We start from the raw sequence: 25410 nt of genomic DNA on the forward strand, positions 1-25410 counted from the left end.
ACCCACGATACGGAGCGTCCCGGCCGTCCGGAGGGCGAACGTGCACCCACCGGTGGGCGCCGGGCCCGGTCAGCGGACAATGGGCCGGTCGTCGAAGCCCTCGGTGCAGGGCGGAAAGGAGGTCGAGGTGCCGGACCGGGAGCTGCGGGCCGACTGCGGCCGCTGCTTCGGCATCTGCTGCGTGGCGCCCGCCTTCGCCGCCTCCGCCGACTTCGCCATCGACAAGCCGGCCGGACGGCCGTGCCCCAACCTGGGCGCCGACTCCCGCTGCGGCATCCACGCCGAGCTGCGGGACCGCGGCTTTCCCGGATGTACGGTCTTCGACTGCTTCGGCGCCGGCCAGCACGTCGCCCAGGTGACCTTCGGCGGTCGGGACTGGCGCGACGACCCCCGGCACGCGGCGACGATGTTCGCCACCTTCGCCGTGGCCCGACCCCTGCACGAGCTGCTCTGGTACCTGACCGAGGCGCTGGCGCTGACCCCCGACGGTCCGCTGCGCGCCGAGCTGACCCGCGCGTACGACGAGACCGCCCGGCTGGCCGACGGCAGCCCCGCCGAGCTCCTCGCCCTGGACGTCGACGCGCACCGGGGGCGGGTGAACCCGCTGCTGTCCCGCGCCGGTGAGCAGGCCCGCGCCCGGGCCGGGCGGCTCGGGGCGGACCGGCGGGGCGCTCCGCTGATCGGCGCCGACCTGCGCCGCGTCGACCTGGTCGGGGCGAACCTGCGCGGGGCGTACCTGATCGGCGCGGACCTGCGCGGCGCGGACCTGGGTTGGGCCGACCTCACCGGGGCGGACCTGCGCGGCGCCGACCTGCGCGGCGCGGACCTGAGCCGCGCCCTGTTCCTGCACCAGTCGCAGCTCGACGCGGCACGCGGCGACGCGACCACCGGCCTGCCGGACCGGCTGCGCCGCCCGCCGCACTGGTCGTCGCTGACCCTCACCCCGGTCCGGTCCGGCCGCCGCTCCCCGACCGGCCGCCGCCGACGCTGACCCCGCCCGGCCGCTGCGGCGTTTCGCGGCTCACCGGCCGGGTAGCCGCCCACAGCGGCGCGACCAGGAGGCGGGCATGGGATATCGGACACGTCAGGGTGAGCAGCCGGTCGACCCGGCGCACGCCGAGGACCCGGCCGGCCAGGTCCGGCTGGTGCAGGTGGAGGCGGACACCGAGGTACCCGCACCCGAGCCGGGAGCGCCCCCGCCCGACCAGGTGACCGAGGACGACGGGTCGGGCGTGGCCGGCGGCGCCTCGGGCAGCAGCTCGGGCGGTTCCTCGATGCCCACCCACCCGGACGCGCCCCGATGACCGGGTTTGCCCCCGGCGCCGGTGGGCAGAAGGTGCGCCATGACGAGTGAACAGTCCTTCGGCCGCGCGGACACCGACGAACCCGACGGCGCCACCGCGTACGAGGCGTCGCTGCGCCCGCCGGGCGAGTCCCTGCACAGCACCGACGACACCGGCGACGACTTCGCCGACGAGCCCGCCGAGGACCGGCGCTCGGCCCGGGAGGTCAGCCGCGCCGGCTACGACGTCGACGCGGTCTCCGGCACGGCCGACCCGGCCGACGGACCGGAAGAGATCGAGGAGGGCCGCCCGCTGCGGTAGGCCCCGCGCCGCGCCGGGTCAGCGGGCCGCCGCGAACCCGGCGCGGGCCTCGGTCATCCCCCGGCCGGCAAGCGCGTCGGCGCGCTCGTTCTCGGGGTGCCCGTTGTGCCCCTTCACCCACAGCCAGGTCACCTGGTGCCGGGCGCAGGCCGCCTCGAGGCGCTGCCACAGGTCGGCGTTCTTCACCGGCTGCTTCGCCGCGGTCAGCCAGCCGTTGCGCTTCCACGACGCCAGCCAGCTGGTGATCCCGTTGCGCACGTACGTGCTGTCGGTGTGCAGCTCCACCGTCACCGGGCGGGTCAGGCCCTCCAACGCCTGGATGGCGGCCATCAGCTCCATCCGGTTGTTGGTGGTCGGGGTCGCCTCACCCCCGCACAGCTCCCGCTCGTGCCCGCCGTAACGCAGCACCGCACCCCAGCCCCCCGGGCCCGGATTGCCGCTGCACGCCCCGTCGGTCCAGATCTCCACGACCCGCCCGGCCGCCGCGTCCACCATGCCGGCAACCTACCGTGCCCGGCCCGCCGTACGGAAAACCCGGTGCGGCGCGCGGCCCGCCGATGGCAGGCTCGACCACCATGAGCGACGGCTGGGACGCCCTGCGGGCACGGGTGCAGGAATTCGTCGAGGAGCTGGTCGACTCGGGCCGGGAGGCCGGCGTGCAGGTCGCCGCGTACCTGCACGGGCGGCCGATCGTCGAGGTGCACGCGGGGACTGCCGACCCCACCACCGGCCGGCCGGTCACCCCCGACACCCCGTTCCCCAGCATCTCCACCGGCAAGGGTCTCACCGCCACCGTGGTGCACGTGCTGGCCGAGCGCGGGCAGCTCGACTACGACCTGCCGCTGGCGCGGGTGTGGCCGGAGTTCGCCGCGCACGGCAAGGACCGGATCACCCTGCGGCACGTGCTCACCCACACCGCCGGGCTGCCCGCCCTGCCCGCCGACACCACCCCCGCCGACCTGGTCGACTGGGACCGGATGTGCGCGCTGCTCGCCGACGCCGAGCCGCTGTGGGCGCCCGGCGAACGGCTCGCGTACCACGCGTGGACGTTCGGCTGGCTGGTCGGCGAGACGGTCCGGCGGGTCACCGGCCGGCCCATCTCCCAGGTGCTCGCCGAGGAGGTCGCCGCCCCGCTCGGCGTACCCGGGGAGTTGTTCTTCGGGGTGCCCGAGGCGGACCTGGCGCGGGTCGCGCGGCTGGCGGACAACGGTCTGGCCGCGATGATCGACCAGGCGGCCACGGTGCTGCCCCACCTGGACCGGGTCGCCCCGCCCGGCGTGCGGCCCGACGCCCGCACCGCCGGCCGGCCCGAGGTGCTCCGCGCCGACCTGCCGGCCGTCGGCACGCTCAGCGCCCGCGCCGCCGCCCGGATGTACGCCGCGCTGCTCGGCGAGGTCGACGGCGTCCGCCTGATCTCCGCCGCGCGGCTGGACGAGGCCGCCACCGAGGCGGTCCGCGGCCCCGAGTGGGTCTTCGGCGCCGAGGCCGCGTGGGGCCTGGGGTACGCGGTCGACGCCGACGGGTCCTTCGGCGCCGCCGGCAGCGGCGGCAGCCTCGCCTTCGCCTACCCGCGGCTCGGCCTCACCGTCGCCGCCACCCGCAACCGGGTCGCCGCCGGCGACGGCGACCCGATGGAGCAGCTGCGGACGCTGATCCGCGACGAGGTACGCGCCGGTGTCGAAACCGGCGGGAGCCGAACGTATCGGAGGTGAGGGGCGGCGACGGGCCGGCCCGCCGACCCGCGAGGTACCCGGATGCGGAAGATCGTGGTGACCAACAACCTCGCTCAGCGGGGCGAGCAAGGCCGCAGAGCGGATGTATCCGCAGGTGGGACCGAGTCAGGTCCCGAGGGCGTCAACGGCCCGCGCCTTCGAAGATCTCTCGAAGGATGCTGCCGACCTGGCGGGCGATGCAAGCGGGATGCGTGGCGGCCGGATGCGCGTGGTTGAGCGCCTCGTGCAGCTCGCTCCAGAACTCATCCTCGTGGTAGCCGGCCGGCAGGCGCAGGAACCAGCGGTAACCGGCAGGGCGGGCCGGGATGCCGCCGTCTCGCAGGTAGATGTCGATGTCGCCGTCGAGCTCGACCTGTTCAGCCTCCGTGCGCGGTCGGCGCCGGTGGCGGTCGCCGGCGGGACCGCTCGTGGTCATGACCGTGGTGTGGGCCTCGGGCCGCTCGGGGACCCGGACCAGCTTCGCCGGCCCAGCCGCCCAGCCCACCAGCGCGCCCCACCCACTCGCGGGCAGCTCGACGTACTCACCTGTCGCAGCGGGCGGAGCCTCGGCCGACAGCGGCACGTCGATCCAGCCACCGGGGCCCGCCCCCAGCTGGCCGCCCATGGTCACCTCCCGCGCGTGGCCTGGTGATGATGCTGTACGGCTGTCGTGTTCAGCTGCCGAAGCGGCGCCTGCGGGCGGCGTAGGAGCGCAGCGCACGCAGGAAGTCGATTTTACGGAAGCCGGGCCAGTGGACGTCGCAGAAGTAGAACTCCGAGTAGGCGGCCTGCCAGAGCAGGAATCCGGACATGCGGTGTTCGCCGCTGGTGCGGATGACCAGGTCGGGGTCGGGTTGGCCGCTGGTGTAGAGGTGGCTGGCGATCTGGTCGGCGGTCAACCGCTCGGCGACGTCGTCGAGGGTCCGCCCGGCGTGCGATCCGGCCTCCAGCAGGGCTCGCAGGGCGTTGACGATCTCGTCGCGTCCGTCATAGCCGACAGCGACGTTGAGGTGGAACCCGCTGTTCCTGTCGCGGGTGGCTTCTTCGGCGAGCTTGAGGGCGTGGCGGGTGGAGTCGGGCAGGATGTCGACCCGGCCGGCCGTCTTGACCTGCCAGACGCCGGCCGGATGCGACAGGCGCTGGGCGATCACGTCCTCGATCATGAGCATCAGGTTGTCGACTTCGTCAGTGTCGCGTTTGCGCAGGTTGTCGACGGAGGCGACGAAGACGGTGACGTGGTGGATGCCGAGTTCTCTGCACCAGACGAGGACTTCGTCGAGGTGTTCGGCGCCGTAGCGGTGGCCGACCTTGGCATCGTGGAAGCCGTTCTGGCGCGCCCACCGCCGGTTGCCGTCCATGACCATGGCGACGTGCCGCGGCAGGGACGCGCGGGACAGCTCGCGGGTCAGCCGTCGGGCATAGACCGTGTAGACGGCCGACTTCACGGCGCTGAGCACGTGTCGTTCCTTCCCCTGGGTTTTCGAGCCGGATCGTGGACAGGCGGGTCGGGGTTCTAGGCGGCCGGGTCGCGGTGGCGCAGGATGAGCCAGCCGGCGCTCGCGCACAGGGCGATGGTGACCAGTTGGACGACGGCGCCGAGGGCCAGGTGGCTCACGCCGGCGGGGTCGAACAGCCCCACCCAGTCCTGCCAGTGGTGCACCGGCAGGACGGCTGCGACGGCGGCCAGGGCAGGCTGGCCGTTGATGACGCTCGCGAGCACCACGAAGCCGACGGCGACCGCCAGGGCTTCGGCTCCGCGTGGCAGCAGCAGCCCCAGGGTGAAGGCGATGGCGGCCATGGCGAGCATGCACAACAGCGTGTATCCGGTGGCGGCCAGCACGCGCCCGGCCGCGTCCCCGGTGGTGAGGGTGGCCGCGCCGATGATGTGGAAGGGGTGCCAGCCGAAGAGGACGGTGCCTGCGGCGAGGCCGGCGGCCATGACGACGACCACGGCGACCAGGGTCGCCAGGGCGGCGGCGGTGAGCTTGGCGGCCAGCAGACGTTCGCGGGTGACCGGCGCGACGTAGAGGTAGCGCAGCACGCCCCAGTCTCGGTCGGCCGAGGCGATCGCGCAAGCGAGCAACGCCACGACGATCGGCAGCAACAGCGGGCCCATGAACTCCAGGCTCGCCATCGCGTGGTTGGCGGCCGAGTAGGGCGAGGCGCCGAACAGGCCACTCTCGTTGCCGTTGCGCCGGCCGGGCTGGGATGCGAAAGGAACGGCGGCGGCGGCGATCGGCACCCCGGCGAGGCAGGCCAGTGCGATCAACGTCCGGACGCGCAGCAACTGTGTAATGAGTTCAAAGCGCAGCATCGTGGCACCTCTCGGTCATCGCCAGGTAGGCGTCCTCGAGCGATTCGTGGCAGCCGACCAGAGCAGTTTGAGGTTGGCGGCGCCGCTCAGGTGCGGCACGAGCGCGGGCCCATCGATGACGACGCCGACGTGCCGCAGCACGGGTGCGCCAAGATGAACGGGGGTTCCGGCGATGCTCGCGGTGCCGGCGTCGGGTCTGCACAGTCCGATGAGCATTCGCATGGTGGAGGTCTTCCCGGCGCCGTTCGGGCCGAGCAGCGCGCAGATCTCCCCTTCACCTACCTGGAAGCTGAGCTGGTCGACGGCCAGTTGGCGGCGATAGCGCTTGGTCAGGCTCTCGGCCCGGATCGTGATCGGTGGTGCGGGCACGGGGCATCGCCCTTTCTCAGCGGGGCGCCGGAAGGTCCGGGGAACCCGGCAGTTTCGGAAGGTGGTGCGGGGCGGCGGCCGAGGACGAGCGTCAGGGGGCGGTCCGGTGGTGCCGCGCGGCGACTGCGCCGAGCACGCTCGCGGCACAGAGGGCGATCAGCACCGCGAGCCAGCTGGAGACGAAGGGTGTGGCCAACAGGCCCTGATCGCTGTGGAAGGCGGCGGCGTCGGTGGCGCGTACGCGAAGACCCCAGACCAGCACAGCGAATGTGGCACCGGCCATGCCCGTCGCCATCGCCGTCACGGCCGAGCCCCGCAGCCGGCCCGGTCCGGCGAGGGGCACCCGCTGCAGAATCCTGGTGGCCGCCCATGCGGTGGCGGCCAGGACGCCGAGCCCGGTGACGGCGATCAGAGCAAACGCGGCGATGTTCGGTCCGGAGTGCACCGTACGACCCGCGGTCGCGGCGGCGGCGACCCGTGCCACTCCACACCAGGCCGCGGCGCCGACGATCGGGACCGCGACGTATCTCCACGCGTCGGCTGCGCGGCCGGGCACGAGGGCGGCGGCAGCCGGTGCGGCCGCGACGGCCAGGGCAAGCAGCGCGACTGCCGCGGCAACGATCACCGCGGCGTGGGCGGTGGTGGCGACGCCGGAGAGATCCTCGGCGAGCTTCGCGAAGCCGATCCCCGCCGCGGCGAACAACGCGGCCGCCCAGACGGGCAGCGCGAACGATGGACGTCCGGACATCAGCGCACCTCCGTGGGCTCGGGCAGCCCCGAGCAGCGAATCGGCCACGAGCCGTGGGCGGCGATGGACCTGCATGTCACAGAGCAACTGGGCGTACTCCTCGCCATACCGGCGCCGCCACACCGGCGGGTAGCAGCCGACCAGCGCCCTTACCAGCCGTGCGTCGCTGCTCATGTCGGCCTCACCTGGAGACGGTCGAGACTGAGGGTGGCGAGACGTCGCATCCGTTCCGCCTGGGCGGAGAGTTCTGCCGCTCCGGCCGCGGTCAAGCGGTACGGCCGGCGCCGCCCCTCAGCCGGCAGGCCCTCGATCAGGCCTCGTTGCTCCAGTCGTTGCAGGGCCGCGTACAACGTGCCCGGGCCCAGGGTCACGCCCGCCTGCTCGGCGACGTCCATGGTGATCGCGTAGCCGTGCTTTGCGCCTTCCGCGAGGCTCGTCAGCACCAACAGCCCCGGTTCGGCCCAACGGCCCAGTTCCTCGCCCACCGCGTACTCCGTTCTCCGCTATATCGGTAAACGTACTATGCCGGACGAAGTAGCGCCACCCGTTCAGCCCGAGCGGACCCGCCGCCCGGACACGAGGCTGGTCCGGAGGCCACCGACGCGCCGCCTACGAGCCGCTCCGCCCCGCCGTCCGGGACCCGACCTCCGGCCCGGGGGCCGGGATCCGGCGCAGCCGGGCACGCAGCCGGCCGGCCGCGTCACCGACCACCGCCGACGTCATCGGCAAAAGCGGACTGGACCGCATCACCGCCAGGTCCTCCGCCGGGCTGGTCGCGCCGTCGAGGAACCGCAGCACCCGCTCGGCGGGATTGCGGTCGAACAGCCGCTGGAAGAACTCCGGCCCGCCCACCCGGCCCTGGTCCAGGGCCCGCAACGCCACCGCGTCCATCCACCGGTGCCGCCCCGGGTACGCCGGCCGGGGCACCGGCGGCCGCCCCGCCGCCAGGGCGGCGGCCACCTCCCCGGCCTGCCGGTACATGGCGGAGAAGGTGAACCCGGTCGACGGCCGGGTCGCCCCGCCCGCGGTGCCGAGGCGGACCACCCGCGGCGACGGCCGGCGCGGGAAGGGCGCGTCGGTCATCGGGATCACCCCGTCCTCCACCTCCCGCACCCGCAGCGCCGCCGGGTCCAGGCCGAGCAGGGCCAGGTAGCCGCGCAGCCCCGCGCCGTAGCCGGCGTCGTCGAGCAGGGCGGGCGAGAACTCGGTGTACTCCACCAGCGCGTACCGGTCGCTGACCGGCAGCACGTAGCCGAAGGAGACCCCCCGGGCCGGCTGCGGGGTGCGGAAGTCCATCAGCACCGCCCGCTCCGGGTCGAACAGCGGCCGGTCGCTCTCCACCCACCAGCCCCGGAAGTGCTGCAACCAGCTGGTCCGGCCGGGGCGTACCGGCGGCCGGGGACGGGAGTCGAGCACCCAACCGGCGCGCAGCAGCACCCGCCCGTCGGTGTCGTGCACGGTCACCCCCGACCCGTCGTCGGCCAGCGCGCCGACCGTGGCGTCGAACCGGGTCGCGCCCAGCCGCTCGGCCGCCTCGGCGGCCCGCGCGTAGACCGGGGCGGAGCGCAGCATCGCGTACCGCAGCGGGGCCAGCGGCAGCACCTGCCGGCCGGCCGCGGTGACCACGTCGACCCGCGACCAGCTGGCGCTCAACAGCGGGTCGAGGTCCGTGCCGGGCCGACCCCAGAACGCCCAGGTACGGTCCTGGCCGCTCTTGCGCACCGGATCCAGCACGGCGATCCGCAGGCCACGCAGGTCGTGGCGGTCCAGTGCGGCGAGGACGAGCGAACCCGCTCCCCCACCCCCGACGAGGGCCAGGTCGAAGTGCGGCGGCGCGGCGGTCACCCGCCCACGCTGTCACACCACCGCCCGGGTGACCGCGCCGGCTCCCCGCCGGCCGCGTAGGTTCTAACGTGCCGGGCTCGCCGATCGGACGGGGGACGACCATGGGTGACGCGCCACTGCGGGTGGGGCTGCTGGGGTACGGAGTGGCCGGCCGGGTGTTCCACGCCCCGCTGATCGCCGCCACCGCCGGGCTGCGGCTCGACGCGGTGGTCACCGCCAACCCCGAGCGGCGCGAGCAGGCCCGCCGGGAGCACCCGCAGGCCCGGCTGGTCGACGACGCCGACGACCTCTGGACGCAGGCCGACACGCTCGACCTGGTGGTGGTGGCGACCCCGAACGACCAGCACGTGCCGCAGGCCCGGGCGGCGCTGGCGGCCGGCCTGCCGGTCGTGGTGGACAAGCCGCTCGCGGCCACCGCGGCGGAGGGCGCCGAGCTGGCCGCCGAGGCGGACCGGCGGGGCGTGCCGCTGACCGTGTTCCAGAACCGGCGCTTCGACGGCGACTTCCTGACCGCCCGTCGGCTGGTCGCCGGCGGCGAACTGGGTCGGGTCGCCCGCTTCGAGTCCCGCTTCGAGCGCTGGCGGCCGGTGATCAAGCCCGGGTGGCGGGAGAGCGGCACCCCCGAGCAGGCCGGCGGTGTCCTCTACGACCTCGGCGCCCACCTCATCGACCAGGCGGTACAGCTCTTCGGCCCGGTGCGGCGGATCTACGCGGAGGTGGACCGGCGCCGGCCCGACGCCCGGGTCGACGACGACGCGTTCGTGGCGCTGACCCACACCGGCGGGGTCCGCTCCCACCTGTGGATGAGCGCGGTCGCCGCACAGCTCGGGCCGCGGATGCGCATCCTCGGCGACCGGGCCGCCTGGACGACGTACGGGCTGGACCCGCAGGAGGCGGCGCTGCGCGACGGCGGCCGGCCCGACGCGCCCGGCTGGGGCGAGGTCTCCCCCGACCGGTACGGCCGGCTCGGCGCCGACGACGACCTGCGCCCGGTGCCCACCGAGGCGGGCCGCTACCAGGAGTTCTACGCCCAGGTGGCGGCGGCGCTGCGCACCGGCGCCCCGCTGCCGGTGGACCCGCGGGACGCGGTGGCCACCGTGCGACTGATCGAACTCGCGCACTCCTCCGCCGTCGAGGGCGTCACCCTGCCCGTCCCGCCCCCGGACTGACCCCGCTCAGCCGACCGGCGCCGGGGTGTCCCGCTCGGCCGGGGTGGCGTACGCGGCGGCCACGGTCGCCCGGTCGAAGACCCGCCAGGTGGCCACGACCACCACCAGGGCGACCACGAAACCCACCCAGTACGGCGCGGGCAGCCCGAACCGGTCGGCGACCACCCCGCCGAGCAGCGCGCCGCCGCAGTTGCCGCCGGCGGCCAGGAACAGGTTGACGCTGCCGACCCGGCCCAGCAGGGCGGGCGGGGTGAGCCGCTGGCGCAGCGACGTCGCCACGATGCCCCAGAGCGAGGAGTGGACCCCGAAGGCGAACAGCGCCGCCCCGACCACGGCGGCGCTGCGGGACGCGGCCAGCGCCAGGTGCAGGCCCGCCTCGATCAGCAGACCGACCCGGACGGTCCAGGTGGCGGTGATCGCCGCGACCAGCCGGTCCCCCACCACCGCGCCGAGCAGCCCACCGAACGCCATGCAGGTGAACAGGGCGCCGTAGCCCACCGAGCCCAGGCCGAGCCGTTCGGTGGCGAGCAGCACCAGCACCGCCATGGCGGCGGTGAGGGTGACGTTGAGCAGGCCGATCAGCAGGGTCATGGTCCGCAGCAACCGGTGCGACAGCAGGAACCGGAACCCCTCGGCGACCTCCGCGCGCACCGAGCGCCGTCCACCCGGGGCGACCTCGCCCCGGTACGTGCCGGCGAGCAGTCCGATCAGGACCGCGCTGAGCGCGTACGTGCCGGCGTTGACGGCGAACGGGACGGCGGCGGCCACCAGGAACAGGAACCCGCCGAGCGGACCGGCCACCAGGTTCTGCATGACCTGGGTGCCGCCGCCGAGCCAGCCGTTGGCCCGTTCCAGGCGGGATCGCGGCACCACCGCGGGGACCAGCGCCTGGGCGGCGACCCGGAACACCACCTCCCCTGCGTTGACCACGAACAGCACCGCGTACAGCAGGGCGATGCCGGCCCGCCCGGTGAGCAGCGCGGCGGCGAGCACACCGAGCACCACCACCCGGGCCCAGTCGATGCCGATCATCAACCACCGCCGGTCGACCCGGTCGGCCAGCACCCCACCCGGCAGCGCGAAGAGCAGCCACGGTAGCCAGGAGACCGCCGCCCCGGCCGAGACGACCAGCGGATCATCGGTCCGGGACGCCACGTAGAGCGGCGCGGCCACGGTGGCGAGACCGCTGCCGAGCGCCGACATGGTGGCCGCGGTCCAGAGCCGGGCGAAGCGCCCGTCGAGCCTGTCCCCCGTCACAGCGGCGGAAGTTACCAGCATCCGGGCCGCCCGCCGATCGAGTTTCGCCTGGCAGGTGGTGACGGCGCACACCCTCTACAGCGTCCTAGGAGGATAGTTGGCTCGCTGGAGTCGAACGGCGGTGGCGCCCGCGGCTGCGGGGGCCTGGCGCCGGCGCCGCCGGGGCGCCTGGACATGCAGCCGCTTGGCTGCATATCATGCAAAGGGCAACCAGATGGCTGCATCCAAGAGGTGGTGACGGGTGGACGAGGTGTTCCGGGCGCTGGCCGACGCCAGTCGACGTCGGCTGTTGGACAGCCTCAACACCCGCAACGGGCAGAGCCTGCGGGAGCTCTGCGCCGGGCTCGACATGACCCGCCAGTCGGTCAGTAAGCACCTCGCGGTGCTCGAGGCGGCGGAGCTGGTCACCACCAGCCGGCGCGGCCGGGAGAAGCTGCACCACCTCAACGCCGCCCCGATCAACGCCATCGCCGACCGGTGGATCAGCCGGTACGACCGCGAGCGGGCCCGCGCCCTCGCCGACCTGCAGACCGCATTGGAGGCCCGACCCGTGTCCAGTCCCCGCTTCGTCTACACCACCTACATCCGCGCCACGCCGCAACGGCTCTGGGCGGCCCTCACCGAGCCGGCCTTCACCCGCCGGTACTGGGGCGGGGTCGCGCTGCGCTCCGAGTGGACCGCCGGCTCCCCCGTGCTCTGGCAGGACGAGCCCGACGGCGAGTTCCGGGACCTCGGTCAGCGGGTGGTCGTCGCCGAGCCGTACCGCCGGCTGTCGTACACCTGGCACGGGTTCCAGCCCGAGCACGCCGCCCACTTCGGCTGGTCCGCCGAGGAGCTGGCGGCCCGGCTCGGCGAACGCCGCTCCACCGTCACCTTCGACCTCGCGCCGCACGGCGACGCCGTCCGGCTCACGGTGACCCACGACGACTTCTCCCCGGACAGCGAGATGTACCGGGCGATCAGCGGCCAGCTCGACGGCAGCGGTGGCTGGCCCGAACTGCTGGCCAGCCTCAAGACGCTGCTGGAGACCGGCGAACCGCTGCCCGAGCCGGAACCCGCCGTCACCGCGGGCGCCTGACCGGGCCGGTCCGCCCGTCGAAACCGGGCGGACCGGGCGGGCCCACGGTTCAGCGGGGCGCGGTGCGGCCCAGGGCCGGGACGAGCAGGCCGGCGACGAGGTGCATCGTCACCAGGGTCAGCTTCGCTGCCGTCCCGACGCCCTCGGCCAGCGGCGGGAGCAGCGACACCAGCAGGACGGCCAGCGCCAGCCCGGTCCAGATCGACCGGGCGCGTCGGGTGCGCCGTTCCAGCAGGGCCAGCACCGCCCAGCCGGCCAGCCCGACCAGCAGGGTGGTGCCGGCGACGGCGCCCGGGCCGACGGTCCGGTCGGCGCCACCGGACCGGGCCACCAGGTCCACGCCGGCCAGTGGGACGGCCACCGCCCAGACGGCGACGGTGGCGCAGGTGACGGCGAGGACCGCCAACGGGCGGGTGCGCCGGGACGGGCGGGTCACGCCGGCGGGGTGGGCGGCGACAGGGTGGACGGTGCTCATCGGCGTACCTCCGGATCGGTCGCGGGCCGGGCCCGCGACGGTGGCCTTCCCGGCACACTAGGCGCGCGGGGACCCGGTCCGGATCGGTCCGCGGAACGGTCCCGGAGTACGTCGCACGGCCCGGTCCCGCGCGAATCTCCGTCTCGCGACCGATGAGGTGGGCACAAGTCCGCCTCTAGCATCCGCGGTGTGTGTAGATGGCCGAGGTCCACGATCCTCCCGCTGATCGACGGCGGGATCGCCGCCGTGCTGTTCGCCCTGCTGCTGGTCGCCGTTACCGCCGGCGGGCAGCGCCCGGACAGCCCGACGGGTGTCGTCCTCGCGGTCGCGCTCTGCGCCGTGCAGGCCGGCTGCCTGTTGTGGATCCGCCGGCGGCCGCTCCCGGCGCTGGCGGTGGCGGCACTCGCCGGCGTGGGGCTGGAGGTGCTCTGCCCGCAGCTCGGCTGGCTGGGGCAGGTCGCGGTGCCACTGAGCTACGTCGCCCGGCTGCGACCGCCGCGCGTCTCGCTGCCCGCCCTGGGCGTGCTGCTCGCCCCAACGCCGTGGAAGCTGGTCCACGGTGGTTGGCGGGACCTGCTGCTCGCGGTGGCCGGGCTGGGCCTCGGGTGGGCGTTGGGTGAGGTGCAACGCGGACGCGCCGAGCGACGGCACGCCCGCCGGGCCCGGACGATCAGCCAGGAACGGGAACGGATCTCGCGGGAGCTGCACGACGTGGTGGCCCACCACGTGGCCGTCATCGCGGTGCAGGCCGCCGCCGCCGAGGACGTCCTCGACGAGCACCCCGAGCAGGCCCGGCTGGCCCTCGGGTCGATCCAGGACGCCGCCCGGTCCGCGCTGGCGGAGCTGCGGGCGATCCTGCACGCCCTGACCGCCGACCCGGGACCCGACCCGGCGGGTCCGCAGCCCCGGCTGGCCCAGCTCGACGCGCTCGCCGACGCCGTCCGCGCGGTCGGCCTCCAGGTCACCATGGACCGACGGGGCGACACCGTCGGGCTGCCGGGCGGGGTGCAGCTGTCCGCGTACCGGATCGTGCAGGAGTCGCTGACCAACGCCGTGCGGCACGGCCGCGCCACCCGGGCCGAGGTCAGCGTCCGCTACGACGACGGTGAGCTGCGCCTGGAGGTGGTCAACGACGGTCCCGTGCCACCGGCCCGGCGGGCCGCCGACGGGCACGGCATCCTCGGCATGCGGGAACGGGCCCGGCTGCTCGGCGGCACCCTCGACGCCGGCCCGCTGCCCGCCGGCGGTTTCCGGGTGCGGGCACGGATCCCGGTACGGGTGGCCCGATGACGATCCGGGTGGTGGTCGCCGACGACCAGGACCTGATCCGCGCCGGCCTGCGGATGATCCTCGACGCCCGGCCCGACCTGACGGTGGTCGGGGAGGCCGCTGACGGGCGGGCGGCCGTCGACGTGGTGCGGCGGACCCGCCCGGACGTCGTCCTCATGGACGTCCGGATGCCCCGGCAGGACGGCATCGCCGCGACCCGCGAGCTGGTGGCCGCCGGCGACCCCGCCCGGGTGGTCATCCTGACCACCTTCGACCTCGACGAGTACGTCTACGCCGCGCTGCGCGCCGGGGCGAGCGGCTTCCTGCTCAAGGACACCCGCCCCGGCGAGCTGGCCGAGGCGGTCCGGGTGGTGGCCCGCGGCGACGCCCTGCTCGCCCCGGGCGTCACCCGAAGGCTGCTGGACCGGTTCGCCGACCGGCTGCCCGGCGCCGGTACGCCCGCCCGCCGGCTGGCCGCCCTGACCGCCCGCGAGGTGGAGATCCTCACCCTGGTCGCCGGGGCGTTGTCCAACGCCGAGATCGCCGCCCGGCTGCACCTGAGCACCGCCACGGTGAAGACCCACGTCTCCGCCGTGCTGACCAAGCTGGGTCTGCGCGACCGGGTCCAGGCCGTCGTCCTCGCCTACGAGGTGGGGCTGGTCCGCCCCGCCCCACCGGTCGACTGACCGCCCCTCCCGCACACGAACGGAGCCGAGATGAGCACGCTGACGTTGCACCGGACCACCCGTCGCTCCTGGGAGCTGACCGACGGGGCCACCCCGCGCGGCACGCTGCACGCCGGTCGAGGTCTGGTCCGGGCCGAGGCGACGACCGCCGAGGGGAGCTGGGCGCTGCGGTCCCAGGGGCGCCGGCGCTGCCGGGTCGTCGCGGGACCGGCCGGAGTCACCACCGTGGAGCTGGAGCCGCCGCTGGCCCGGCTGGCCGGCCGGGACGCCCCCGCACGTTGGTCGGTCGGCCGGGGGTGGCGGCACTACCGGGGTGTCCTGACCGACGGGGACCGGGAGATCTCCGCCCGCACCGTGTCCGGGCGCGCCGGGGCCATCCAGGTGGAGGTGGTCGGCGCGCCGTCCGACCTGCTGGTGGTGACGGTGTGTTTCGCCCTGCTGAGCCGGCGGCACCAGGACCGGATGCGGGCGCTGTGGATCGCCGCGATCACCTCGCACGGCCCGCGGTGACCGAGGTACGCCTCCGCCACCCGGTGACTCCCGGGAGGGAGCAGACCTCCCGTTCCAGGGGGAGTCGCCGCGTCGGGGCCGCTCCTAGCGTCGTGGGCATGCAGACCCCACGCCCGCACCGCAGCGGCCCGGCCACGGCGGCGGCCGTCGTCGCGCTGGTCACCGGCGGCATCGGCGCCGGCTGGCTGGCCCGGCCGTCGACCTACCCGTTCGGCGCCACGGACCGGGTGACCATGTCGGTCACCCACGACCTGCCCGTCGCGGTGGCCGGGGGAACGCTGCTGGCGGCCGCGGCGCTCGGGCTGGCCATCGCCGTCCTGGCCGGCCGTCCCGCGCCCGGCCACCGGGCGGCCGGTCCACTCGCGGCCGGGCTGGCCGGGTTCTTCGCCCTGGTCATGGCGGACACGTCCCTGATCAGCCTGCTCGGGTACGCCCTCGCGCTGGGCGCCCCGCTCGTCGTGACCACGGGAATCGTGCTGGCCTGCGTACGCGGTGGGCGGTGGGGACGGCTCGCCGGGGCGGCGCTGCTGCTGCTCGCCACCGTGGCGGTGCTCGCCGGCCCGGTCGACCCCGGGGTGCTGCTGCGGTTCACGCGCAATGTGCTGCACGCCTTCGCCGAATACGGCACCCGGCTGCTCTGGGGGCTCGCCATGGCGGCGCTCGCCGGGGCGTGGGGCGCGGTGGCGTACCGGCTGCTGCGGGCGGGACGGACCGGCGGCCGCCCGGGGTGGGCCCGGCCGGAGCGGGCCCGCCGCTGGGGGCGGGTGGCGGCGCTCGGCGCGGCCCTGTGCCCGCTGCCGTACGCGTTCGTCCGGTTGACCTGGCTGACGCCGTGGGCGATCGGCCTGGACCGCGACATCGACGATCCGGCGCTGCGGTTGCAGGGCGGGGCGCTGGGCTGCGCGGCGCTGATCGGCGCGGTGCTCACCGTCGGCCTGGTCAGCCGCTGGGGCGAGGTGGTCCCCGGCTGGGTGCCGGTGCTCGGCCACCGGCCGGTGCCGGTCACGTGGGCGGTGGCGCCGGGCGGCCTGGTGGCCACGGCCACCTGTGTGGCGGCGCCGGGGCTGCTGCTGCACGCCGTGGAGACCGGCGGGTTCGGGGAGGGGCTGCGGGGCGTCGCGTTCGGGCTGCTGTTCTTCCCGTTCCCGGTGTGGGGGCCGCTGCTGGCCGCAGCGGTGCTGGCGTACGCGCTGCGGCGGCGGCCGGTGGAGGCACCGGTCGCCGGTTGAGCCGCGGCGCGAACGGGGGTCGACGGCCCGGGCGGTGACGCCCGGGCCGTCGGTGTTCGCGGCCGCCGTCCCGAACGGCGACCCGCCGGCGCTTCAGCCGGCCGCCGACCTCGTCGATCAGCGCCAGCAGGCCCCGGGGAGCCGGTCGCGTTCGACCGCCCCTGTCCTCGGCGGCATCCGTGCCGGCATGTCCGCACCCGGGTGGCGATGGGGCGGACACGGGACGGCAAAGAGGAATTCTCATTTTCCCTGGTTGGACGGGTCAACCGGCCTAGTGTTGGCCACACCGGTGCTAGTCACGGAGTTGGCCACCCGAACGACGTCCCACGCAGTCAGCGGACGAAAAGTGAGGGAAGACGCGTATGAAGGCAAAGGCAGTTCTCGGCTCTGCGGCGGTCGGCGTGGGTCTCGGCGCGCTCCTGCTCCCGGCCATCGCCCTCGCGGAGACCACCGTGTCACCGGCCACCACGCCGGTCGGCGGAACGGTCGTGCTCACCGCCAAGACGTGCAACCCGAAGGACGGCGACGCGATCTTCCGCGTCACCGGGCCCGACCGTGACCAGAACGTCCGGTCCACCACCGCCGCCGCGGGCGGCGGGCTGAGCGCCGAGCTCTTCACCGCCGGGTTCACCCTCGGCACGTACACGGTGGCCGCCACCTGCGGTGACGGCAGCTCGGCCGGCAGCGCCCAGTTCAGCGTCACGCCGATCGGTGGCGCGCCCGCCGGCGCCGGGGGCAGTGGGGGCACCGGCACGGGCGCGGCGGTCGCGTTCGGCGCGGGCGGCGCGCTCCTCGGCGCCGGCGCCACCGGCCTGGTCGTGCTCCTGCGCCGCCGGCGCCACGCCGGCGCGATGGCCTGACGCCCGTACCCACCATCGGAGAACGGGTGCCCGCGCCGGTGACACCGGCGCGGGCACCGGCGACCCCCGTCGGACGGAGGTGCGGCCCTGCCATCGCCGAACCGCGCCGGCTCCCCGGCGCCCACGACCCGGTCGGCGGTCGCCGCGATCGCCGTGGCCGGGGCGACCGGGCTGGCGCTGCTCGCCGCCGGGGTGGGCCTGGAGCCCGCGCCGCCGCCCCGGCCGCCGGCCGCCACGGTCGCACCGGAGCCGTCGGCCCCCGCCGGGGACACGCTCCCCCGCTCCGCGCCGGTGCGGGTCACGATCCCGGCGATCCACGTCAGCGCCGACGTGGTCCCGGTGGCCGGCGACGCCGACGGACGGCTGGAGGTGCCACCGCTGGACCGGCCCGAGGTCACCGGCTGGTACCGGCCGGGTGTCAGCCCCGGCGAGGCCGGCAACGCGGTGATCGTCGGACACGTCGACTCGCTGAGCGGCCCGGCGGTCTTCTTCAACCTGGGTCGGTTGCGGGTCGGCGACACCATCCGGGTCGACCGGGTCGATTCCACGACGGTCGCCTTCCGGGTGGACGGGGTCGGGTCGTACCCGAAGGAGCGCTTCCCCACCGAACGGGTCTACGGCGGCGGCGCCGCGTCACGATTGCGGCTGGTCACCTGCGGGGGCCGGTTCGACGTACGCCGGGGCGACTACCTGGACAACGTCGTGGTCTTCGCCACCCGCGTGCCCTGAGCCCGAACCCGGCCGGGCACGGTCGGGATCGGACGGCCTTCGCGGCGGGTGCCAGCCGGCGTGGTTCCCGTCGCCCCGGCCGGATAGGTTGTCCGACATGCGTACGGCCCTCCTCACCGGCACGCTCGTCACGGTGCTCGTCGGCGCGCTCGGTTGCGCGGCCACCACGCCCGAGGCGCAGCCGCCCGTCCAGCGGCATCCCTTCCGCGGGGCCGTCATGGCGGTCGACCCCGCCCTGCCGGCCCTGCAGTGGCAGCGGGCGCACGGCGCCGGCTGGCTGGACCCGATCACTACCCGGCCGCAGGCGCGCTGGGTGAGCGGGCCGCGGGACCTGCCGGAGCTGGACCGGCTGCTCCGGGCCGCCGACCAGACCGACGCCCTGGTGGTGCTGGTGGTGCGCTACCTGCCGAACCGGGACTGCGAGGGCTGGGGGGCGGCCGACGGCGCCGCCTACGACGCGTTCGTCGGTGACCTGGTCCGCCGGATCGGTGACCGCCAGACGGCGGTGATCCTGGAACCCGGCGGCCTGGACGCGGAGTGCTTCGACGACGAGCGGGCGGCGTTGCTGGCCGCCGCGGTGACCCGGCTCGCCGACGCCGGGCAGTACGTCTACCTCGACGCCGGGCGCCCCTACCGGCTCGACGTCGCGGAGACCGCGCAGCGGCTGCGCCGGGCCGGCATCGACCGGGCCGAGGGTTTCGCGGTGAACGTGGGCGGCCGGGAGCTGACCCAGTTCAGCCACCTGTGGGGGCTGGCCGTCTCCGACCTGGTCGACGGCCGGGAGATGCTCATCGACACCTCCCGCAACACCGGCCGACCGCCGGAGGAGGCCAAGTCGTGCAATCCGCCGCTGCGGGCGCTCGGCTATCCCCCCACCACCCGGCCGGACCTGGAGCGGGTCGCGGCGCTGCTGTGGGTGAAGCATCCGGGTGAGTCGGACGGCGACTGCGAGCGCGGCGAACCGGCGGAGGGGCAGTTCTTCCCCACCCTGGCCTGGGACGCCGTCGTCCGCGCACCGTGGCTCGCCCCCTTCGACCGGTTGCGGGCCGCCTCCGCCCGGCGCCCCGAGCCGCCGCTGGCACCCGGGCCGGACGGCGCGGCCGTGCGCTACTGACGCCGCCACGCAGCGGGGCCGGACCCGCTGGCAGCGGACCCGGCCCCGGATGTGGTGCGTCGGTCAGCCGGCAAGTTCGCCGTGCGAGTGCGGGTCGACGCCCGCCCCGGCGCTGTGCCCGGCGTCGTGCGACCGGCCGGGGGCCCGCCGTACGCCGTTGACCGCCGAGGTGTCGAACGCGAACGTGATGATCGCGGTGGCGATCGCGTCCGCGTTGACGTCCAGCGCGAAGGTGTTGACGTTGCCGTGCAGGCCGTACGCGGCGTCGAGGGCCGCGTACAGGTCGGCGTCCGCGCCGTCGGCGACCGGGGTGAGGCTGTCGCAGCCCTGGTGGTAGCAGGGGTCGTACGCCTTGCCCGCGATGCCGCCGAAGAGCGCGGCCTCCTGGACGGTCTTCAGCCCTTCCGCCCCGGTGAACAGGCCACCGGCCGGGATGTCCACCCCGGCGGCGATGAACGGCCCGTAGTCGGAGCGGCCGGTGAAGTCGGCCGGCACGGTGGCCAGGCCACGCTCGGCGAAGAACCGCTCGAACACCGACTCGATCTGCGCCGAGCCCTCCGGGCCGGGCCCGGAGCCGGTGGCGGCCGAGTCGTCACCGTCGTAGACGCCCAGCACGTAGTTGGGCGAGCCGACCATGTCGAAGTTGAGGTAGAGCGCGATCTGCGCGATCTGCGCGTCGGTCAGCTCGGCGACGTAGTGGTTGGAGCCGAGCAGGCCCCGCTCCTCCGCGCCCCACCAGGCGAACCGCACCGCGTTGTTCGACTTCACCTTGGCCATCTGCAACGCGACCTCGAGCAGCGCGGCGCTTCCGGTGCCGTTGTCGTTGTAGCCGGGGCCCTCGGGCACCGAGTCCAGGTGGGCGCCGGCCATCACCACGTTGTCGGTGCGGCCGTACCGGGACTGGGCCACGACGTTCCAGGTGGTGCGGATCTCCGACTCGGTGTCCGCCACGATCCGCACGACCAGCCCGGCGGTGGCGGCGAACTGCGCGCCGGTGTCGAAGGAGACCGAGATGGCGGGGATGCCGACCGGGGCGCTGAGCGTGCCGGAGAAGAGGGCGAACCGGTCCGGGTTGGCCTCCCGGGTGCCGTTGCCCTGGTTCATGATGATCACCGCGGCCGCGCCGGCGTTCTTGGCGTTGGTGGCCTTCACCCCGAAGCCGCAGTTGGTGCCGCCGCGCTGGATGAGGGCGACCTTGCCGGTCAGGTCCAGCCCGGCGAAGTCCGACGCCGTGCAGCCGGACGTCGCCGCCGCCGGGTCGGCGAGGTTCAGGTCGACCGGCACGACCGCGCCGGTGACGTCCCCCGGACCGGAGTAGGTCATCAGGGTGTAGTCGACGCCCGCGGTGTAGGTGGTCGGGTTCGGCGCCACCTGGGCGAAGGACGACCCGTGCGCCTCGTAGTAGGGGAACGGGAAGGCCTGCCGGGTCACCTGGTAGCCGGCCCCCTCCAGCTTCCCGGCGACGTAGTCGACGCTGGCCTGGTAGCCGGGGGTGCCGGAGGCGCGGGTGCCGCCGTTGGCGTCGGCGATGGACTGGAGCGCGTCGAGGTGGCGCAGGACGCCGTCCACCGTGACCGCCTTGGTGAGCTTCTTCGCGGAGTTGTTGTTGGGATCGGCCTGGACGGGGGCCGCGAGGGCCATCGACGCAGCCACGACACCGACGACGGCGCCGGCGAACCTTCTCTGGACAGACACCACGATGTGCCGTACCTCCTCGGTGCGGGAAACCGGCGACCAGCTCCGCCCGCCGGTCCATCGACTGTAGACACCCGCCACGGGTGCTGGGAAGCGTCGGAGCAGCGCGATCGTCGGACCCGGCGGTGGCGGTCGGCGGTGGGCGCCGCCGATCGGCGCCGGACGATCGGGGACAATGTCGGGGTGTCGAGACGTGCTGACCGGCCGAGCGCGGCCGACCGACCCTGCCCCTGCGGCTCCGGCCGGCCGTACGCGCAGTGCTGCGGACCGCTGCACCACGGCGAGGCGGACGCCCCGACGGCGGAGGCGCTGATGCGTTCCCGGTTCAGCGCCTTCGCCGTCGGCGACGCCGACCACCTGCTGCGCAGCTGGCACTCCAGCACCCGGCCGGCGCGGCTGCGCCTCGACCCGGACCAGCGCTGGGTCCGCCTGGAGGTGCGCGACACCCACGGTGGTGGGCTCTTCGACGCCGAGGGCACCGTCGGGTTCCGCGCCCACTACCGGGAGGGGGGCCGGCCGGGCATGTTGGAGGAGCGCAGCCGCTTCGTCCGGGAGGACGGCCGCTGGGTCTACCTGGACGCCCTGCCCGACTGAGCCGGCCGGCGGGCCACGAGCAGGCAGCCGGCCACCACCAGGTACGCCGCCGCGGCGACCGCGAACGCCCACCGGTGTCCGCCGACGCCCTCCACCGGCACGTAGCCGGCGTAGACGGCGATGACGGCGAGGTCGGTGACCAACCCGGCCAGGGACGTGACGGTCGCCCGGCTCGGCCCGGTGATCCGAGCCTGGAGCCGGGCGTCGGCCAGCACGGTGGCCAGTTGCAGTCCGCCGAACCCCGCGGCGACCAGCACCAGGCCGGTCGGGCGGCCGGAGCCGGCGCCGACGGCCAGCGCCAGCGCCGAGACCGCCAGCAGGGCGGCGTATCCGCGTCGGCGCAGCCGCTCCCCCAGCGGCGCGGCCAGACCGCCCACGGTGACGCCGACCAGGACCAGCGCGACCAGCGCCGGGACCGCCGCGGCCGGCACCCCGGCCTCCCGGATCAGCAGCGGGGTGTACTCGTCGAGCGCGCCCCAGACCGCGGCGACCACCGCCAGCAGCAGCACCGCCGCCCCGACCGCCGGGACGGTGCGCGCCTCGGCGAGGCCGGCGCGCAGGCTGGCCCCCCAGCCCGCTTCGGCGGCCTCGCCGCCTGCCGGGGTGTCGTCGGTCGGACCGCCCGCACCGGCGGGCTCGTGCCCGTGGTGTTCGGGGAACCGGCCGGCGAGCGCCGCGGCCAGCAGGCAGGCCAGCACGCTGGCCACCCCGACGGCCGGATAGCCGCCGGCCGCGAGCGCCGGCCCGGCGAGCGCCGCGGCGACCAGGGTGCCGAGCACCCCGGCCGTCCTCGCCCGGCCCATGGTGCGGGCGTACCGGCCGGCGGCGCCGAGGCGGTCGAGTTCGGTGAAGACCAGCGCCTCCAGCGCCCCGGAGGCCAACGCCCCGCCGGCTCCCCAGAGCAGGAAACCGAGGGCGAAGGCCGGGTAGGACGGGAGGAACACCCAGACCGCGAAGCCGGCGCCGGCCAGCAGCGGGGCCAGGCACAGCAGCAGCCGGCGGGACACGGCGTCGGCCCAGGCGCCCGAGGGCACCTCCAGCGCGATCGCGGTGACCGACCAGAGGACGAAGAGCGAGGAGATCTGCCCGACCGACAGCCCGGTTTCGCTGAACAGCAGCGGATACAGCGGATAGAGCAGGACGGCGTCGGTGAGGAACGCGTAGCCGTAGAGGGTGGCCGCCAAGCGGCGCACGCTGGTGTCGGGCACCCGCGCGGTGGTGACAGTCATGAGGCCTTCCTGGGGACGAGGTGGACGCCGGCTGGTGCGGCGGCCACGGCGGCCCTCGGTCAGTGCCTCTGGCTACGGATCAACATCGCCAGGTCATGGGGGTGATGGTAGTCGCCCCGACGGCGTCGGCGCGGCCCCGTGCCGACGGTGAAGGGGGTGGGACCGGACCGGCCCCACCCCCTGTCACGACGAGCCGGGACGGTCAGCGGTGGAACCGGTCGACGTCCTGCTGGGACGGGATGATCATGGTGGCCTCGGCGTCGCCGCCCGGACGCTCGACCGGCGGCGCCGGCTGGTTCGGCACGGTCGGGTCGGCCGGCGTGGTCGGAGACGTGCGGTCGGCGTCCGCGTACGGGGTGACGGGCTGGGTCAGCTCCGCCTCGTCGTAACGGGAGACGACCTGGGTGGTCTCGGTGGCGTCGTACGGGGTGACCGGCTGGGTCGGCTCGGCGTCGGAGGTGACGGGGGCCGCCGGCGGGGTGATCCGGGCCGCCGCCTCGCGGCGCTGCTCCCGGTAGGCGCGGGCGTGCGTGGCGATCGCCGTCGACTCCTGCTCGGCCCGGCTGAGCCAGGACTCCCAGCGGCTCTGCATCGGCCGGACCAGGCCACCGCCCACCCCGACGACCAGGATGCCGCCGACCGTGGCCAGGACCGCGATCAGCACCGGGGTGGTCACCGCGGTGGCCACCCCGATCTGGTTGAGGGCGGCGATGACGCCCAGCCCGAGGATGAACACCGAGGCGACGGTGGCCAGCAGCCGGCCGTACGACAGGCCGCCGAGGGCGCCGCCGATGATGTCCTTGACGGCCCGGGCGATGGCGGCTGCGACCACGACGATGACGATCGCCACGAAGGCGCGGGGCAGCCAGGCGACCACCCCGGCGATCAGGTCCGAGATGGGGTTCGGGCCCCAGATGCCGAAGGCCAGTTGCAGGGTCACCAGCAGCACCGCGTAGTAGGCGAGCTTGGCGACGATGTCGCTGGCGTCGTAGCGGGACCGGGCCAGGGCGGTCTTGACGCCGCCGCGCTCGACCGCCCGGTCGAAGTGGACCCGCTCGAGGACCTTGTCGACGATCTTCAGCACCGCCTTGGCGATCAGCCAGCCGACCACCAGGATCGCCACGAAGGCGACCGCCTTGGGCAGGAACAGCATCACCGACCGGAGCGCGTCACCCACCGCGTCCCCGAAGTTGTCCTTCATCTGAGGTTCCTCCACGCCTGTCAGCTCGGGTCGTACCGGGGCGGCACTACCCTGGCCGGCTCGGCGGGAAACGCCGTCACCGTTCGGTTACCCTGCTGCGGTGAACAGCAGCTCCACAGCGGGGGACGGCCGGCGGGCCCGCCTGACGACCAGCCGGTGGCTGAGCATCATGATGCTCACGATGACGGTGCTGGTGCTCGCCGGTGGCGGGTTCGGGGCGACGCAGCTGGCCCACACGGCCGCCGTGTCGAACCGGCTGTCGGACCGGATCGCCCCGGCCCGGACCGCCGTCGGGCGGCTGGAGAGCGGCCTGCTGGAGCAGGTGGTGGCGGTGCACGGGTACGTCATCACCGGCGACCCGACGCTGCTGCTCCCGTACGACGAGGCGGTACGCACCGAGCGCACGACGGCGGCCCGGACGCGCGACCTGCTCGACGGCGAGCCGGCGGCGCTGCGGGAGCTGGACGCGGCGGTGGGGCTGGCCGACCGCTGGCGGACGGAGTTCGCCGGCCGGTTGATCGCCCAGCGGCGGGCCGGGACGCCCGCGACGGCCCTGGCGCCGGTGGTGCGGCGCGGCGGGGTCGCCTTCGACGCCGCCCGGACCGCGCTGACCCGGCTGGAGAGCCGGCTGGACCGGGTGCAGGCGGCCGGTCGGGCGGACCTGGACCGGGCGCGGGCCCGGCGTGACCTGTTCTTCGTGGTGCTGCTGGCGACGCTGCTGCTGTCCAGCGTGGTCATCGCGGCGCTGGTACGCACGACGGTGCTGCGCCCGCTGAACCGGCTCGGCGCGTCGGTGCGGCAGGTGGCCGGCGGCGAGTTCGACCACCGGCTGCGCCCGGAGGGTCCGGCCGACATCGCCCGGCTGACCGCCGACGTGGAGACCATGCGCCAGACGGTGGTGGACGCGCTGATGTCCAGCCGCCGGGACCGCGACGCGCTGGAGCAGCAGGCCGACGAGCTGCGCCGTTCCAACGAGGACCTGGAGCAGTTCGCCTACGTGGCCTCGCACGACCTCCAGGAGCCGCTGCGCAAGGTGGCGTCGTTCTGCCAGATGTTGCAGCGCCGCTACGGCGACCGGCTCGACGACCGGGCCCGGCAGTACATCGGGTACGCGGTGGACGGCGCGACCCGGATGCAGGACCTGATCAACGACCTGTTGGCGTTCTCCCGGATCGGCCGGATCTACGGCGACGAGCGGGAGGTGGACCTGGAAGAGGTGTTCACGCAGGCCCGCTCCAACCTCTCCGGCGCGGTCGCCGAGGCCGGCGCCGAGATCGAGGCCGACCCGATGCCGGTGGTGCGCGGCGACCCGACCCTGCTCACCATGCTCTGGCAGAACCTGCTCGGCAACGCGGTGAAGTTCCGCAGCCCGGATCGGCCGCCACGGGTGCGGGTCACCGTCACCGAGGAGCCGGCGGGCTGGTCGTTCGCGGTCGCCGACAACGGCATCGGGGTCGACCCGAGGTTCGCCGACAAGATCTTCCTGATCTTCCAGCGACTGCACCCGCGCGGCACCTACGACGGCACCGGGATCGGCCTGGCCATCTGCAAGAAGATCGTCGAGTACCACGGCGGGACGCTGCACCTGGACGACGGGTACGCCGACGGTGCGCGCTTCGTGTTCACTCTGCCAAAGCCGGCGGAGCCCGCCGCCGAGCCGCTGCCGGAGCAGCGCGACGGGCGGGAGCCGGTGGTCCCGGTCTGAGCCCGGGACCACCGGCGT

At 75.0% G+C, this 25410-nt stretch carries 28 protein-coding genes; 15 read left to right on the plus strand and 13 right to left on the minus strand.

Annotated features, from left to right (window positions below; all coding sequences use genetic code 11):
* Positions 1 to 79 precede the first annotated feature (79 nt).
* From GA0070564_RS07485 to GA0070564_RS07495, 3 genes are all read left to right on the plus strand, one after another.
* Positions 80 to 991, plus strand: a complete 912-nt coding sequence (locus GA0070564_RS07485; RefSeq protein ID WP_091604795.1) for a pentapeptide repeat-containing protein — start codon at positions 80 to 82, stop codon at positions 989 to 991.
* Positions 992 to 1067: 76 nt separating this feature from the next.
* The gene (locus tag GA0070564_RS07490; RefSeq protein ID WP_091604798.1) at positions 1068 to 1304 is read left to right on the plus strand and encodes a preprotein translocase YidC; all 237 of its coding nucleotides are present in this window, start codon (positions 1068 to 1070) and stop codon (positions 1302 to 1304) included.
* A gap of 39 nt (positions 1305 to 1343) precedes the next feature.
* Positions 1344 to 1604, plus strand: a complete 261-nt coding sequence (locus tag GA0070564_RS07495) for a hypothetical protein (protein WP_091604801.1) — start codon at positions 1344 to 1346, stop codon at positions 1602 to 1604.
* An 18-nt stretch (positions 1605 to 1622) separates the two neighbouring features.
* Here the strand turns inward: GA0070564_RS07495 and rnhA are convergent, their stop codons facing one another.
* Positions 1623 to 2099: a ribonuclease HI gene (rnhA, locus tag GA0070564_RS07500; protein ID WP_091604804.1), complete on the minus strand. Its 477-nt coding sequence runs from the start codon at positions 2097 to 2099 to the stop codon at positions 1623 to 1625.
* 80 nt (positions 2100 to 2179) lie between these two features.
* Here rnhA and GA0070564_RS07505 point away from each other — a divergent pair, with 80 nt between their 5' ends.
* A complete protein-coding gene (locus GA0070564_RS07505; protein ID WP_091604807.1) occupies positions 2180 to 3316 on the plus strand; it encodes a serine hydrolase domain-containing protein in 1137 nt (378 codons plus the stop codon).
* A gap of 142 nt (positions 3317 to 3458) precedes the next feature.
* On the opposite strand, the gene GA0070564_RS07510 is transcribed toward GA0070564_RS07505, so the two are convergent.
* From GA0070564_RS07510 to GA0070564_RS07540, 7 genes are all read right to left on the minus strand, one after another.
* Positions 3459 to 3941, minus strand: coding sequence for a DUF5956 family protein (locus GA0070564_RS07510; RefSeq protein ID WP_091604810.1), 483 nt, complete (start codon positions 3939 to 3941; stop codon positions 3459 to 3461).
* Between the two features lie 49 nt (positions 3942 to 3990).
* Entirely contained in the window at positions 3991 to 4773 is a 783-nt protein-coding gene (gene uppS / locus GA0070564_RS07515) for a polyprenyl diphosphate synthase (protein WP_245669857.1), read from the minus strand.
* 56 nt (positions 4774 to 4829) lie between these two features.
* Positions 4830 to 5630 (minus strand): ABC transporter permease subunit, encoded by an 801-nt coding sequence (locus GA0070564_RS07520; protein WP_091604813.1) that lies wholly within the window; start codon positions 5628 to 5630, stop codon positions 4830 to 4832.
* Between the two features lie 15 nt (positions 5631 to 5645).
* Entirely contained in the window at positions 5646 to 5999 is a 354-nt protein-coding gene (locus GA0070564_RS07525; RefSeq protein ID WP_176730594.1) for an ATP-binding cassette domain-containing protein, read from the minus strand.
* 91 nt (positions 6000 to 6090) lie between these two features.
* A complete protein-coding gene (locus tag GA0070564_RS07530; protein WP_091604819.1) occupies positions 6091 to 6921 on the minus strand; it encodes a hypothetical protein in 831 nt (276 codons plus the stop codon).
* The gene (locus GA0070564_RS07535; RefSeq protein ID WP_091604822.1) at positions 6918 to 7232 is read right to left on the minus strand and encodes a PadR family transcriptional regulator; all 315 of its coding nucleotides are present in this window, start codon (positions 7230 to 7232) and stop codon (positions 6918 to 6920) included. Before GA0070564_RS07535 ends, GA0070564_RS07530 begins: the two co-directional genes overlap by 4 nt.
* Positions 7233 to 7356: 124 nt before the next feature.
* The gene (locus GA0070564_RS07540; RefSeq protein ID WP_091604824.1) at positions 7357 to 8592 is read right to left on the minus strand and encodes a lycopene cyclase family protein; all 1236 of its coding nucleotides are present in this window, start codon (positions 8590 to 8592) and stop codon (positions 7357 to 7359) included.
* Between the two features lie 101 nt (positions 8593 to 8693).
* On the opposite strand from GA0070564_RS07540, the gene GA0070564_RS07545 reads away from it, so the two are divergent.
* Positions 8694 to 9761 (plus strand): Gfo/Idh/MocA family oxidoreductase, encoded by a 1068-nt coding sequence (locus GA0070564_RS07545; RefSeq protein ID WP_091604827.1) that lies wholly within the window; start codon positions 8694 to 8696, stop codon positions 9759 to 9761.
* Positions 9762 to 9767: 6 nt separating this feature from the next.
* Here the strand turns inward: GA0070564_RS07545 and GA0070564_RS07550 are convergent, their stop codons facing one another.
* Complete coding sequence (locus GA0070564_RS07550) at positions 9768 to 11018, minus strand: MFS transporter (RefSeq protein WP_091604830.1); 1251 nt, start codon at positions 11016 to 11018, stop codon at positions 9768 to 9770.
* Positions 11019 to 11259: 241 nt separating this feature from the next.
* Between GA0070564_RS07550 and GA0070564_RS07555 the strand changes: the two genes are divergently transcribed.
* Positions 11260 to 12096 (plus strand): ArsR/SmtB family transcription factor, encoded by an 837-nt coding sequence (locus tag GA0070564_RS07555; protein ID WP_091604834.1) that lies wholly within the window; start codon positions 11260 to 11262, stop codon positions 12094 to 12096.
* A 49-nt stretch (positions 12097 to 12145) separates the two neighbouring features.
* On the opposite strand, the gene GA0070564_RS07560 is transcribed toward GA0070564_RS07555, so the two are convergent.
* On the minus strand, positions 12146 to 12571 hold the full coding sequence (locus GA0070564_RS07560) for a DUF6069 family protein (protein ID WP_091604837.1): 426 nt from the start codon (positions 12569 to 12571) through the stop codon (positions 12146 to 12148).
* A 189-nt stretch (positions 12572 to 12760) separates the two neighbouring features.
* Here GA0070564_RS07560 and GA0070564_RS07565 point away from each other — a divergent pair, with 189 nt between their 5' ends.
* From GA0070564_RS07565 to GA0070564_RS07595, 7 genes are all read left to right on the plus strand, one after another.
* Positions 12761 to 13861, plus strand: coding sequence for a sensor histidine kinase (locus tag GA0070564_RS07565; RefSeq protein ID WP_091604840.1), 1101 nt, complete (start codon positions 12761 to 12763; stop codon positions 13859 to 13861).
* A complete protein-coding gene (locus GA0070564_RS07570; RefSeq protein WP_091604843.1) occupies positions 13858 to 14526 on the plus strand; it encodes a response regulator in 669 nt (222 codons plus the stop codon). Before GA0070564_RS07565 ends, GA0070564_RS07570 begins: the two co-directional genes overlap by 4 nt.
* Before the next feature lie 30 nt (positions 14527 to 14556).
* Positions 14557 to 15036, plus strand: coding sequence for a hypothetical protein (locus GA0070564_RS07575; protein ID WP_091604846.1), 480 nt, complete (start codon positions 14557 to 14559; stop codon positions 15034 to 15036).
* Between the two features lie 98 nt (positions 15037 to 15134).
* Entirely contained in the window at positions 15135 to 16265 is a 1131-nt protein-coding gene (locus tag GA0070564_RS07580) for a hypothetical protein (protein ID WP_091604849.1), read from the plus strand.
* A 362-nt stretch (positions 16266 to 16627) separates the two neighbouring features.
* Positions 16628 to 17125 (plus strand): hypothetical protein, encoded by a 498-nt coding sequence (locus GA0070564_RS07585; RefSeq protein WP_091604852.1) that lies wholly within the window; start codon positions 16628 to 16630, stop codon positions 17123 to 17125.
* A gap of 147 nt (positions 17126 to 17272) precedes the next feature.
* Complete coding sequence (locus GA0070564_RS07590) at positions 17273 to 17854, plus strand: class F sortase (RefSeq protein ID WP_425412445.1); 582 nt, start codon at positions 17273 to 17275, stop codon at positions 17852 to 17854.
* A gap of 97 nt (positions 17855 to 17951) precedes the next feature.
* On the plus strand, positions 17952 to 18968 hold the full coding sequence (locus tag GA0070564_RS07595) for a glycoside hydrolase family 6 protein (protein WP_091604858.1): 1017 nt from the start codon (positions 17952 to 17954) through the stop codon (positions 18966 to 18968).
* A gap of 63 nt (positions 18969 to 19031) precedes the next feature.
* Here the strand turns inward: GA0070564_RS07595 and GA0070564_RS07600 are convergent, their stop codons facing one another.
* Complete coding sequence (locus GA0070564_RS07600) at positions 19032 to 20609, minus strand: M28 family peptidase (protein ID WP_091604861.1); 1578 nt, start codon at positions 20607 to 20609, stop codon at positions 19032 to 19034.
* A 237-nt stretch (positions 20610 to 20846) separates the two neighbouring features.
* Between GA0070564_RS07600 and GA0070564_RS07605 the strand changes: the two genes are divergently transcribed.
* Positions 20847 to 21257 (plus strand): YchJ family protein, encoded by a 411-nt coding sequence (locus GA0070564_RS07605; RefSeq protein ID WP_091606887.1) that lies wholly within the window; start codon positions 20847 to 20849, stop codon positions 21255 to 21257.
* Here the strand turns inward: GA0070564_RS07605 and GA0070564_RS07610 are convergent.
* Both GA0070564_RS07610 and GA0070564_RS07615 read right to left on the minus strand, forming a co-directional pair.
* Entirely contained in the window at positions 21233 to 22486 is a 1254-nt protein-coding gene (locus tag GA0070564_RS07610; protein ID WP_091604864.1) for an MFS transporter, read from the minus strand. The genes GA0070564_RS07605 and GA0070564_RS07610 overlap by 25 nt on opposite strands.
* Positions 22487 to 22688: 202 nt before the next feature.
* On the minus strand, positions 22689 to 23687 hold the full coding sequence (locus tag GA0070564_RS07615; RefSeq protein ID WP_091604867.1) for a mechanosensitive ion channel family protein: 999 nt from the start codon (positions 23685 to 23687) through the stop codon (positions 22689 to 22691).
* A 100-nt stretch (positions 23688 to 23787) separates the two neighbouring features.
* Between GA0070564_RS07615 and GA0070564_RS07620 the strand changes: the two genes are divergently transcribed.
* Entirely contained in the window at positions 23788 to 25392 is a 1605-nt protein-coding gene (locus tag GA0070564_RS07620) for a sensor histidine kinase (RefSeq protein WP_218104894.1), read from the plus strand.
* The last annotated feature ends 18 nt before the right edge of the window (positions 25393 to 25410 follow it).

Origin of the sequence: Micromonospora mirobrigensis, from assembly GCF_900091555.1 — a bacterium.
In the GTDB taxonomy this organism is placed as follows: Bacteria; Actinomycetota; Actinomycetes; order Mycobacteriales; family Micromonosporaceae; genus Micromonospora; species Micromonospora mirobrigensis.